General features: G+C 43.6%; 14 protein-coding genes. 10 read left to right on the top strand and 4 right to left on the bottom strand.

What is annotated here, in order from left to right; all coding sequences use genetic code 11:
* Positions 1-9 precede the first annotated feature (9 nt).
* On the bottom strand, positions 10-942 hold the full coding sequence (cysK, locus tag NSS65_RS14210; protein WP_326134878.1) for a cysteine synthase A: 933 nt from the start codon (positions 940-942) through the stop codon (positions 10-12).
* A 91-nt stretch (positions 943-1,033) separates the two neighbouring features.
* Here cysK and thpR point away from each other — a divergent pair, with 91 nt between their 5' ends.
* The 4 genes from thpR to NSS65_RS14190 all read left to right on the top strand — a co-directional run bounded on the left by thpR (position 1,034) and on the right by NSS65_RS14190 (position 4,609).
* Entirely contained in the window at positions 1,034-1,585 is a 552-nt protein-coding gene (gene thpR / locus NSS65_RS14205) for an RNA 2',3'-cyclic phosphodiesterase (protein ID WP_034279495.1), read from the top strand.
* Positions 1,586-1,610: 25 nt separating this feature from the next.
* The gene (locus NSS65_RS14200) at positions 1,611-2,546 is read left to right on the top strand and encodes a hypothetical protein (RefSeq protein WP_041114966.1); all 936 of its coding nucleotides are present in this window, start codon (positions 1,611-1,613) and stop codon (positions 2,544-2,546) included.
* Between the two features lie 48 nt (positions 2,547-2,594).
* Entirely contained in the window at positions 2,595-3,524 is a 930-nt protein-coding gene (locus NSS65_RS14195; RefSeq protein WP_034279500.1) for a YegS/Rv2252/BmrU family lipid kinase, read from the top strand.
* A gap of 284 nt (positions 3,525-3,808) precedes the next feature.
* A complete protein-coding gene (locus NSS65_RS14190; protein ID WP_024424868.1) occupies positions 3,809-4,609 on the top strand; it encodes a phosphotransferase family protein in 801 nt (266 codons plus the stop codon).
* Here the strand turns inward: NSS65_RS14190 and NSS65_RS14185 are convergent.
* Positions 4,606-4,881 carry a YtzH-like family protein gene (locus NSS65_RS14185; protein ID WP_024424867.1) on the bottom strand — a complete coding sequence of 92 codons (276 nt, stop codon included), beginning with the start codon at positions 4,879-4,881 and terminating at the stop codon, positions 4,606-4,608. The two genes, NSS65_RS14190 and NSS65_RS14185, sit on opposite strands and share 4 nt — an antisense overlap.
* 188 nt (positions 4,882-5,069) lie before the next feature.
* On the opposite strand from NSS65_RS14185, the gene trmB reads away from it, so the two are divergent.
* From trmB to NSS65_RS14170, 3 genes are all read left to right on the top strand, one after another.
* A complete protein-coding gene (gene trmB / locus NSS65_RS14180; protein WP_024424866.1) occupies positions 5,070-5,711 on the top strand; it encodes a tRNA (guanosine(46)-N7)-methyltransferase TrmB in 642 nt (213 codons plus the stop codon).
* A 117-nt stretch (positions 5,712-5,828) separates the two neighbouring features.
* Complete coding sequence (locus tag NSS65_RS14175) at positions 5,829-6,677, top strand: MBL fold metallo-hydrolase (RefSeq protein ID WP_081124685.1); 849 nt, start codon at positions 5,829-5,831, stop codon at positions 6,675-6,677.
* A gap of 74 nt (positions 6,678-6,751) precedes the next feature.
* Complete coding sequence (locus NSS65_RS14170; RefSeq protein WP_081338903.1) at positions 6,752-8,449, top strand: NAD-dependent malic enzyme; 1,698 nt, start codon at positions 6,752-6,754, stop codon at positions 8,447-8,449.
* A gap of 41 nt (positions 8,450-8,490) precedes the next feature.
* Here NSS65_RS14170 and NSS65_RS14165 read toward each other — a convergent pair whose 3' ends face one another.
* Positions 8,491-8,805, bottom strand: a complete 315-nt coding sequence (locus tag NSS65_RS14165) for a PepSY domain-containing protein (RefSeq protein WP_003217759.1) — start codon at positions 8,803-8,805, stop codon at positions 8,491-8,493.
* Positions 8,806-9,004: 199 nt separating this feature from the next.
* On the opposite strand from NSS65_RS14165, the gene NSS65_RS14160 reads away from it, so the two are divergent.
* The gene (locus tag NSS65_RS14160; protein ID WP_034279511.1) at positions 9,005-10,078 is read left to right on the top strand and encodes a M42 family metallopeptidase; all 1,074 of its coding nucleotides are present in this window, start codon (positions 9,005-9,007) and stop codon (positions 10,076-10,078) included.
* Between the two features lie 46 nt (positions 10,079-10,124).
* Here NSS65_RS14160 and NSS65_RS14155 read toward each other — a convergent pair whose 3' ends face one another.
* On the bottom strand, positions 10,125-10,571 hold the full coding sequence (locus NSS65_RS14155; protein ID WP_024426182.1) for a YtoQ family protein: 447 nt from the start codon (positions 10,569-10,571) through the stop codon (positions 10,125-10,127).
* 200 nt (positions 10,572-10,771) lie between these two features.
* Here NSS65_RS14155 and NSS65_RS14150 point away from each other — a divergent pair, with 200 nt between their 5' ends.
* Both NSS65_RS14150 and NSS65_RS14145 read left to right on the top strand, forming a co-directional pair.
* The gene (locus NSS65_RS14150) at positions 10,772-11,800 is read left to right on the top strand and encodes a PTS sugar transporter subunit IIC (RefSeq protein ID WP_101676755.1); all 1,029 of its coding nucleotides are present in this window, start codon (positions 10,772-10,774) and stop codon (positions 11,798-11,800) included.
* Entirely contained in the window at positions 11,787-12,107 is a 321-nt protein-coding gene (locus tag NSS65_RS14145; RefSeq protein WP_024424860.1) for a thioredoxin family protein, read from the top strand. The genes NSS65_RS14150 and NSS65_RS14145 overlap by 14 nt, the downstream gene beginning before the upstream one ends.
* Positions 12,108-12,120: the final 13 nt, after the last annotated feature.

Here is a 12,120-nt window from a genome sequence, read left to right as displayed (position 1 = left end):
GTTCCTTTTTTAATCTTGAAAAACATCACTTGATAAGTATCGTTCGCCCGTATCTGCTGTCATACAGATCACAATTTGATCTGCCGGCAATTGCTTGGCTGTTTCAATGGCTGCATAGCAAGCCGCCCCAGAGGATGGGCCTACTAAAATTCCTTCAAGCTGAGCGAGCTGCCGTGTGATGTGGTACGCATCTTCGTCACTTACCTGAACGATGTCATCATAGACGTGCTCGTTTAAAATATGGGGGATAAATCCTGGGCTTGTGCCAACGAGCTTATGCTTCCCAGGTTTCCCGCCAGATAAGACAGGGGAGCCCTTAGGCTCTGCCACACGGATGGTTAAATGAGGGAATGCCTTTTTTAATTCCTCTCCAGTTCCTGTAATAGTACCGCCAGTTCCAGCTGTTGCGATAAAGGCTCCAAGAGGCTGTCCAAGTTGTTTCACAGCTTCCATAATTTCGACTGCTGTTGTGCCTCTATGTGCATCTGGGTTCGCTCTATTGTCAAACTGCATGGGAATAAAGCTGTGAGGAATTTGAGCAGCCAGTTCCTCAGCCTTGCGGATGCAGCCCGGCATTTTTTCTTCTCCTGGGGTTAAGACGACCTGCGCCCCGTATGCCTTCAAAATATTGATTCTTTCCTTTGTCATCGTATCAGGCATGACAAGGACGGCTTTGTAGCCTCTTGCGGCGGCATTCATGGCTAAACCAATCCCTGTATTCCCGCTCGTAGGCTCAATAATGGTTGCTCCTTTTGTGAGTTTCCCTTGTTTTTCTGCCTCGACGATCATATTGTAAGCCGCGCGGTCTTTTACACTTCCGCTCGGATTAAATGATTCCAGCTTTAAGTAAACAGCCGCCGCATTTTCTGGCTGGAGCCGCTGTAATTTGACAAGCGGTGTATCGCCAATCAGCTCAGCTATATTTTGTGCTACTTTCATCAGATGACACCCTTTCTTCTCATTACGCATTTCTTTAGTTATACTATCATCAATGGGGATTCGTAAAGTTTGTTAAAAAAGGACAGGTGATATTGTGTCAGAAAGCCGTCATTATTTTATAGGGATTCACATCCCTGAACAACTTGCGCATCAAATCAAACAAGACATTGATCAAAGGAGCGGACTGTTCTTTCAAAAATGGACAGCACCACATGATTATCATGTGACCCTTATCTTTTTAGGAGCCATTCCAGAAGAGCGTTTAAAAAAGATCATCCAGCTGCTTGACATCCTTTCAAATGAAGCGTCTGCATTTCCACTAGAGCTGAATGAGGTAGGGCAGTTTGGTGCGAAAGAACGCCCAAGAGTCTTTTTTGCAAAGCCTCATGAAAGTGAGCCGCTCATGCATTTAAGAGAAAAGGTAAAGGAAGCCGTTTTGTCAGCAGGACACCCTGTTGAAAAGAGACCGTTTCATCCGCATATGACGATTGCGCGCAAATGGAATGCGGATGACCCTTATGAAAAGCAAGCACCTTTACGCAAAGAGCCATATGTGATGGAGGTTTCTCGTATCACTTTATTTGAAATACGTCCGAAGGAAACCCCTCGTTATCACGCAATCAAACAATTTACACTACATAAATGATTCTAGAAGTTGGAGTGAGCAGCAGATGGCGCAAATTATCAAAATTCAAGATTATATATCACGATATGAACAAGACCCGCATCACTATATCAATCAATTCAATCGGTTGAAAAAACAAAGATGGGACGAGTTAAAAAAGGCTTCAAAAGAGGAGGCGCAGCAACCGTTTGATCAAATTCCTCAACAAGCTCCAGAACAAGAGGAAGAAAAGAGAAAGAAATTCTCCTTAAAGAGAAAGCAAAAAGAAGCCGATATGAAAAAGGAACGGGACCTGAGTCTTTTTAACGAGCCGACAGATATAGAGCAAGGGGTTTTCAGAAACGTTCCTACCGATGAAACGAAGCTGATTCACTTTTTTAAGGATCATCTCTTTGAAGTGCAATTAAAATGGGCGAGTTCGACGATTTCCCATATTTCAACCGTTTCCCATCATATTCGGTATGATGAAAAGCTGCGGATGCTTGCAAGGCAGCTTCCGGATTCTTATTTTGTGATGTACAAGCCGGTGCTTCTTATTCAAAAAGCTGAGATGGAATTATGTCCGATACTCATCACGCCGATCGAAGTGATCTGTTTATCTTTCTTAGAGGCTGAGCCAGACAGCGTCTATATCGGAACGAAGGAACGTTTTTGGGAAAAACGGGCGACTGGGAAAGCTGTTCAGTCCGTCTTGAATCCTTGTGCAAGCCTTTTGCGATCTGGCACCGTCGTGTCAAAGATCTTACAGCAAAGTGGTGTAGACCTTCCTGTGAAAAAAATCCTCATCAGCCGAACCTCTTATATTGATTTACCTGAAGTTCCATATGGGATGGAGGTTATCGATAAGAAGAAGGCAGAAGAGTGGTTTGAAAAGCAGCGGAAAAATACGGCGCCGACAAAGCATCAGCAATTTAAGGCGACAAAGGCATTGCTTGCTTATGGTGAATCAGACAGCAAAAGAAGACAGGAATGGCTCGATTAAAGGCATGATGGAAGGTCACGAAAAATGAGACCTGAGTGGAGCTAATATATGAATGAATGGTACTTTATCGTTAATCCAGAAGCAGGACATGGAAAAGGACTCCGCACATGGAGGAGCATAGAGAAAGAATTACAAAAGGTGGAGGTCTCTTATCGATCATTTCTCACCCAGCATGAAGGCCATGCAGAAGTTTTGGCAAGACAAATCAGTGCCATGCAGGATGACAGGCTGAAGCGCTTGATTGTTATTGGCGGTGACGGCACCATTCATGAAGTACTGAATGGCTTAAAGGAAATCGATCATGTGCAGCTTAGTTTTGTCCCTGCTGGTCATTGGAATGATGCTGCGAAGGGTCTCGGTATCCATCGTCATGATGTCCTAAAAGAAGTGAGAAAGCAAAAGAGAATGCTCACCAAAACATTTTCTCTCGGCTCCTTTCAAGATCATGCCGAAAGTCCGCAATCTGTTCTCTTTCTCAATCATATCGGCGCGGGGTTTGACGCACATGTACTGAGGAAAACGGTGCATTTTAGAGGGAAAAAGTGGCTGAAACGGCTGGGGCTTGGCTTTATCATCTACCCTCTGTCATTTCTCCATTCTTTATGGTCGTTTAAGCCGTTTGATCTTGCGTTATTTATTGAAAATGAGAAGAAAGTCTTTCGCCAAGTGTGGTTTGTGATCGTCTGCAATCACCCGTATTACGGGGGAGGGCTGGAAGCGGCACCGGAAGTGAGTGCGAGGCAGCCAGGTTTTCAAACGTTGGTTGTCACAGATTTGAATCCATTCAAAGTCCTCTTGTTTCTAAGCGCGATGGTGTTCCGAAAGCACCTTGGGATGAAGGGGGTTACCCTGTTTCAGCATGAGGAAGCGTTTTTAGAAGCAGATGAAAAAATCTTATTTCACGCAGATGGAGAAGTGATCGGCGCAACGCCTGTCTTTGTAAAGGCAAGTGAACGATCCTTAAAATTACGTGCTTAAATAACTTGCGGTATATCCTTAGTCAAAGAACCATGAAAAAAGCCTTCTTTTTCGTAAGGTTCTTGTCCTGATTTTTTAGTTTTGCTTGACGAGTATAAGAAGGTAACGATAAAATCTATAGGACGGCTATTGTTTAGCATCTCATTCTCAATAGCTGTCCTTTTTGTTTTTATGATCATATAAATAAAAAAAGAAACAGCCAATTGATCCTCAATCGGCTGAATTTTGTCGACTAAAAAAGCAAGATTTAAAATATTTTAAGAAATGATGGGTTGAAAATTGATATGAACTGGTTGGGACAAATATTAGGTAGCGAATGGCATATCTCTCCGGCTGGAGGCGCTACGGGAGATGCGTACTTCGCAACACACAATGACCAAAAGCTATTTTTAAAACGCAATACGTCACCGTTTCTTGCGGTTTTGTCAGCTGAAGGCATTGTGCCGAAGCTTGTCTGGACAAAACGGATGGAAAATGGAGATGTGATTACTGCACAGCACTGGCTGAGCGGCAGAGAGCTGAAGCCAAAGGACATGAATGATCGTCCTGTAGCAGAGCAGCTAAGAAAAATCCATACATCAAAAGAATTGCTCGATATGCTGAAACGATTAGAGAAGCACTCTCTAGACCCAGAATCCATTCTGATGCATCTGAAACAGTCCATATTAAACGAGCAAATTGATTCACAAGACATTTCGCGTGCCATCCAGTATTTAGAGAAGCATGTGGAGGCTGTCCATTTTGAGGACAAGGTCGTCTGTCATTGCGATCTCAATCATAATAATTGGCTGCTGACAGATGAAAACCAGCTCTATTTGATCGATTGGGATGGGGCGATGATTGCAGACCCAGCGATTGATCTTGGACCGCTTTTATACCATTATGTTGAGGAAGAGAACTGGGAAAGCTGGCTCTCTATGTACGGCGCCCCGCTGACGGACAATTTGCGAAAGCGCATGGCGTGGTACGTGCTCGCTGAAACCGTATCGTTTGTCGTTTGGCATAAACGAAAAGGGAATGAAAAGGCGCAAAAAGAAGTGCAAGCGGAGCTAAATGCACTCTTAAAACGGTTAAACATCCATTAAGACAGTGGAATGTTCTCGACCCACTCAGACAGATGTGATTGATGCTCCTCAATATGTGCATCAATTGAACTGACAGAGGTGCCCTTTTGGCTGTAATCATAAATATCTGTTAACAGCTGACGAATGTCGGCATCCAGATCTTCTTTTGCCAGCATTAATTGAATCACGCGTCCCACCTGTTCATATTCTGCAACAGTCCCGCAGCAATCCAGCTGGTGATCGGTTAAAATATCTTTGATTAATTGAAGCTGATGTTGACGGTTTAAACCCATACAAATGCTCCTTTCCTGCGTGTCATTTATGAGGTTAAACTGTGCATTCAGCGTCCAATTTATACATGCGGCAGACCAGCTCAAGCGAAGGGCTGGTCTTTTTATATGGACATAGAAGATGCTGTCTTGCGGGTCTTTATGTTTCATGGTATCTTGATAAAATGTAAAGAAAATAGAGGTGTATCAAATTGAGAATGCGACATAAACCATGGGCGGATGATTACTTAGCTGAGAATGCTCATATTGCTTTAGCAAGTCCCGAGCAATATAAAGGGAAATGGCATGAGCTGTTTGGAAATGATCATCCAATCCATATCGAAGTTGGGACAGGAAAAGGGAGCTTTATTGCTGGAATGGGCAAGCTTCATCCTGATATCAACTATATTGGCATTGAATTATTTAAAAGTGTTATTGTGACGGCAGTAGATAAAATCAAAGAGACAGATGTTGAAAATGTAAAGCTTTTGAACATCAATGCTGAGACGCTGACAGATGTTTTTGCGGAAAATGAGATTGACCGGGTGTATTTGAATTTCTCTGATCCGTGGCCAAAAGCAAGACACGAAAAGCGCAGATTGACGTTTAAAACCTTTTTAGAGCGATATGAACATATACTCCGTCCAGGTGGTGAGTTACATTTCAAAACAGATAACCGCGGGTTATTTGAATATTCCTTAAAAAGTTTTTCTGCATATGGCCTTCTTTTAACGTATGTCAGCCTAGATTTACATGAGGACGGCTTAGAAGGAAACGTGATGACTGAATATGAAGAGAAATTCTCGTCTATGGGACAACCGATCTATCGATCAGAAGTCAAATTCCCAGAATAACAAGTGATATCAAGCTGGCTGCAATAGAAAAATGGCAGTCAGCTTTTTTTATGAAAAGATTGGTGCATGCGATTTTTGGCTGTATTTGCTACGATAGAAAAAGGAGGGATGACAGCAATGGAGACAATGAAAATAGGTGAAATGGAACTGTTTTGGTTAAACGGGGGAGATACGCACATGGACGGCGGAGCGATGTTTGGTGTCGTGCCAAAGCCATTATGGTCAAAAAAATACCCGGTAAATGACCGCAATCAAATTGAATTACGATGTGATCCAATTCTCATTCGGTGGAAGGGTCTTCACCTGTTAGTGGATTCCGGCATCGGATCAGGGAAGCTGACAGATAAACAAAAACGCAATTACGGCGTGACAGAGGAAACCAAATTGGAAGAATCTCTAGCGGCGCTTGGCCTGCGCCCAGCAGATATTGATTACGTATTGATGACACATCTGCACTTTGATCATGCCAGCGGATTAACAAAACGTGAAGGCGATAAGCTCGTGTCTGTTTTTCAGCAGGCAAAAATCATCACATCGAAAATCGAATGGGATGAAATGAGAGCGCCAAACATTCGCTCAAGAAATACATATTGGAAAGAAAACTGGGAGCCTGTGGCAGATCAAGTCGTCACATTTGAAGAAAGCATCGAAGTGACAGAAGGAATCGAGCTGCATCATACAGGCGGCCATAGCAATGGTCATAGCATTTTAACGCTCACAAGTGAGGGAGAAACAGCGATTCATTTAGCTGATATCATGCCAACACATGCTCATAAAAATCCACTTTGGGTTTTGGCATATGATGATTACCCAATGACCTCGATTCCAGCCAAGCAAAAGTGGCAGGCATTTGCAGAAGAAAAAAATGCGTGGTACTTGTTTTATCATGATGCCATTTATCGTGCTGTAAAATGGGACGAAGACGGGCAGATCACACACGAAATTAAAAGAGAAACAGGAAGATAAAAGATCATCTGTATGTTTTTTTCACCTTTCACACAAAATAACGACAAAATGAACTTGTGAAAGGAAGAGTGCAGGTGAACCAATTTTATCGTGTACATGGTGATGTGATCGAAACACCATTAAGAGGGATGGAAGTCATGTCAGTCCCTTATTTAAACAAAGGGGTTGCATTTACAAAGGAAGAGCGGGAGGAGCTCGGGTTAAAGGGATTTCTTCCGCCTAAGGTCTTAACCTTAGAGGATCAGGCAAAGCGTGCATATGAACAGTTCAAGGCACAGCCTGATGAACTGGGGAAAAATGTGTATTTAACAGCGCTTCATGACAGAAATGAAGTGCTTTTTTACAAACTGCTAAATGAGCACTTGGCGGAAATGCTTCCGATTGTCTACACGCCGACTGTAGGAACGGCTATTCAGCGTTATAGCCATGAGTATCGAAAGCCGAGAGGGCTCTATTTATCGATTGATGATCTGGAAGGCATGGAGGAGATTTTTGCCTCTTATGGTGTCGATGAATCAATCGACTTAATCGTTGCAACGGATGCAGAAGGCATTTTAGGTATTGGAGACTGGGGCGTTGGCGGGATTGCCATTTCAGTTGGAAAACTTGCTGTTTATACAGCTGCAGCAGGCATTGATCCCAGCCGCGTGCTGGCAGTAGTGCTTGATGCCGGAACGAACCAGGAAAGTCTCTTGAATGATCCGCTTTATGTTGGAAACCAGCACTCCCGCGTTCGAGGAGAGCGCTATGATCAGTTCATTGATCAATATGTCGAGCTCGCCCGCGCTACTTTCCCAAATGCACTCCTTCACTGGGAAGACTTTGGGACAAAGAATGCCCGTGCGATATTGGAAAAATATAAGGACCGTATTTGTACATTTAACGATGACATTCAAGGGACTGGCGCCGTTTCACTTGCTGCAGTTCTGGCATGTGCAAAAGCTTCGAAGGTTCCGCTGAAAGATCACCGTATTGTCATTTTTGGAGCGGGTACGGCAGGTATTGGCATAGCCGAGCAAATCCGTGATGCCATTGTCAGAGATGGAGTCAAAGAAGAGGAGTCCTACGATCATTTCTGGTGTATTGATAAAACGGGGCTGCTCACAGATGATTCACCTGACATTCAGCCATTTCAAAAGCCGTATGCAAGGCGCTCTGACGAAGTAAAGGATTATGCCCGTAATGGTCCAAAGCATTCGATTGATCTATTAGAGGTCGTCAAGCAGGCGAAACCAACAATCTTAATTGGCACTTCGACGGTCGGAGGAGCATTTACAGAGGAAATTGTAAAAGAAATGGCGTCACACGTGGAGCGTCCTGCGATTTTACCGATGTCGAATCCGACACCTCTTTCAGAAGCAAAGCCGCAAGATCTGATCGAGTGGACTGAAGGACGTGCCCTTGTGACAACAGGAAGTCCATTTGATCCTGTCGAATATGGCGGCGTGACATATGAAATTGGACAAGCGAATAATGCCCTTGTCTTCCCAGGCCTTGGTCTAGGCACAATTGTGTCAAAAGCACGCCTCATGACAGATAGTATGTTTGTTGCGAGTGCTGAAGCCATTGCAAGCATGGTCAATGTTGGGAAGCCGGGTGCAGCGATGCTGCCAAGTGTCGATCAGCTTCGAACCGTTTCAGCGACAGTGGCCGTCCGTGTGGCGCAGGCAGCAATTGATGAAGGAATTGCAGAAGAAACGCCTGATGATCTCATTCAGGCTGTGCAGGACGCTATGTGGCATCCTGTCTACAAAAAAATCAAAGCCATATAAAAAAAGCTTCGCAAGGACATGTCTTTGCGAAGCTTTCTTGATCAAGCAACAGAATCAATTACATCCACGATCATGCCAGTTTTGGCATCAATCATCACTTCATACTGTTCAAGCTCACCAAATGCAGAGCGGGTAATGCCAGATTTGTATACATCAATCGTTTCGCCATTTACGGTATACGGTTCTGGTACAGTATAAATCCAAGAGCCATCAATTGGGCCGCGCTGTTTAAAAGCAGATTTCACAATTTTTAATGCTTTTTCAGATGAGATATACGTAGGGAAAAATACTTTCTTTGCAACAATTGCAGCGGCTACGCCAATACTCGCACCAATCAGAACATGTTTTAACTTCAACGTGCTGCACCTCCGTATTGCTGTTTTTTCCATTATACAAAACTTGTCCAACGATGTTAAGGAATCCGAATACTTGAAAGCATATTCAAAATTTCTGGAGAGATACTTGGAAAACCGAAAGAATTCTTATAGTATAAAGTGAGTGTTATTTTTATAGGAATATATATGGTCATTACATAGAAACGAGGTAAACTGTAGAATGAACGAAGAAACATTGTCGCTTTTCCGAAATTTAACAGAATTACAGGGAACTCCAGGAAATGAGCACCATGTGCGTGCTTTTATGAAAAAGGAACTTGAGAAATATTCTGATGAACTCATTCAAGACCGTCTTGGCGGAGTGTTTGGCGTACGCAAGGGACCGGAAAACGCACCGAAAATTATGGTAGCGGGTCATATGGATGAAGTCGGATTCATGGTCTCATCGATTACGAAAAACGGGATGATTCGTTTTCAAACACTTGGCGGCTGGTGGAGTCAAGTCATGCTGGCGCAGCGTGTGGACGTCCATACCGATCACGGGCCAATTCCTGGTGTCGTCTCTAGTACACCTCCTCACCTTCTCACGCCAGAACAAAAAAGCAAACCTGTGAAGCCGTCAGATATGCTCATTGATATTGGTGCAGACAGTGAAGAAGAGGCAAAAGAGCTTGGCGTTCGTCCAGGACAGCAAATCGTTCCTGCAACGGTTTTTACCCCAATGGCGAATCCAAAAAAGATTTTAGCGAAGGCTTGGGATAACCGCTATGGCTGCGGCCTTGCAATTGAATTATTAAAAGAATTAAAAGACGAATCACTTTCATGTCAGCTGTACTCAGGAGCAACTGTTCAAGAGGAAGTTGGGCTTAGAGGAGCTGAGGTAGCTGCGAATATGATTCAGCCAGATCTTTTCTTCGCTTTAGATGCGAGTCCTGCAAACGATGTGACAGGTGACAAAACACAGTTCGGCCAGCTTGGAAAAGGTGCACTTCTGCGTATTTTTGATCGGACAATGATTACGCACCGCGGAATGAGAGACTTTGTACTTGATACTGCTGAGACAAACAACATTCCATATCAATATTTCGTATCACCGGGTGGTACGGACGCTGGACGTGTTCATATTTCAAACCAAGGTGTGCCTTCTGCTGTCATTGGAGTTTGTGCACGCTACATTCATACAAGTCATTCTGTTTTGCATGTGGATGATTACGCAGCGGCAAAAGAGTTAATTGTCCGCCTTGTCAAAAATTGTGATCAAAGTACAGTGGATTCTATTTACCAACAAGTATAAATAGAATAGAAAAAGGCTGCTTCTTCAATGAGAGCAGCCTTTTTTCTTATTGCTGTTCAAACACATAAGATAACGCCTTGATCGCTTGGTTTACGGTTTCCACAGTGATATTTGCTTTGTTTGATAGTTCCTTTAACGGATGGTGCAGCTCTTTTGGACGGATTAAAATAAGAGGTTTACCTTTTGCAATCGCAGCAGATGCATCCATGGCTGTGTTCCACTGCTTATATTTCTCACCAAAGCGAGCAATGACGACATCTGCTTTGTTTAATAAAATTTCAGTACGAAAATTATTCAAATCAGAAGCTGCATCATCTTTGAAAATGGCATTCGGCTGCTCACCTAAAATATCCTCACCGATGTTATCTGAGCGGTCATGATTTTCCATTGGACCGACAAATGTCACCGGCAGCTTCAAAGATTGGCTTTTCTCCTTGATTTCATCACGCCACTGGCTATGAATTTCTCCAGCTAAATAGACAGTTAATTGCATAACGATCTCCTCCTTTTGTACAAACTTAGTAAAGGTTTGTCCTGTTTCTTTTCATGTTACACAAGAAGTGCTTGATAAAGCAAAAAAAATATGATTATGATATTCATGGTAGAGACTATTTTTCATCGCAAGAATACTACATATAATGGGAAGGACAGGCCTCTTCGTCTTTTCTATGAGAAAGCAGGAAGACGACGTTGATGACTTATTTAAAAAGAAAGGGGATCTCCCTTTCGTCAAAGGTGTATTTCATTGATGCACTTTCTTATATGGCTTTAGGTCTATTTGCTACATTAGTGGTAGGTCTGATTTTAAAAACAGCAGGCGGTCTGTTATCACTTCCACTCATCATTAAAATGGGAACCCTTGCCATGGGGCTCATGGGACCGGCGATCGGCGTAGCGGTTGCGTACCGTTTACATGCATCTCCTTTGATCATTTTTGCAAGTGTTGTCTCAGGCGCTGCAGGAGCAGAGCTTGGGGGGCCTGCTGGAAGCTTTGCCGCAGCATTAATTGGTGTGGAACTCGGCAAGCTGGTCAGTGGTGAGACAAGAATTGATATTATTTTAACGCCGTTTGTCACCATTATCACTGGCTTTTTCACCGCTGCCCTAATCGGACCTGGAATTGAAGCCATGATGACAGGGCTCGGCAGGCTCATTATGTGGGGGACAGATCAAAGCCCGCTGATCATGGGCATGCTGGTAGCGACCATTGTTGGACTTGCTCTCAGTTCTCCGATCTCAAGTGCTGCACTTGCGCTCATGCTTGACTTAAGCGGGACAGCTGCTGGTGCTGCAACGATTGGCTGCTGTGCTCAAATGGTCGGCTTTGCCGCTGCAGGCTTTAGAGAAAATCGCTTTGGCGGTCTTGCGGCTGTCGGCATTGGAACGTCAAAGTTGCAGCTTTCGAACATTGTGAAAAATCCCCTCATCCTGATTCCGCCGACAATTGCTGGTCTGATTCTCGCGCCAATTGGTATTATTGGCTTTGGGATGGTCAATAATGCGGCAGGAGCGGGAATGGGAACGAGCGGGCTTGTTGGACAACTCATGACGCTGACCGTCATGGGGTTTCATCCATCTGTATTTCTGGCGATCGCTCTCTTGCATATCGTTGGCCCGGCAGTGATTAGTTTGGTAGTATCAGAATGGATGAGAAAGAAAGGCTATATACAATTCGGAGATTTAACCATACAAACTGGAGGAATGAAACATGAAAAAAATTGAATCAAACGAAGAATTACAAAAAGTGATTCAAGAAGACTTAACGGTATTGCTATTTTCAGCTGACTGGTGCCCGGACTGCACATTTATTGAGCCATTCTTGCCAGAGCTTGAAGCAAACTACCCAGAATTTGAGTACTTCTATGTCGATAGAGACAAGTTCATTGACACTTGTGCAGAGTGGGAAATTTACGGTATTCCAAGCTTTTTAGTCTTTAAAAACGGACAAGAGATTAACCGCTTTGTCAGCAAAGATCGTAAGACAAAGGAAGAGATTGAAGCATTTTTAACAGATTCTCTTTCTAAATAACGAAAGGAGAGTC

This window comes from Bacillus sp. FSL K6-1006 (assembly GCF_038593175.1).
Classification (GTDB): domain Bacteria; phylum Bacillota; class Bacilli; order Bacillales; family Bacillaceae; genus Bacillus; species Bacillus safensis.
Note: the sequence above shows the minus strand (reverse complement) of the source record. Positions and strands in the feature narration are given on the sequence as shown.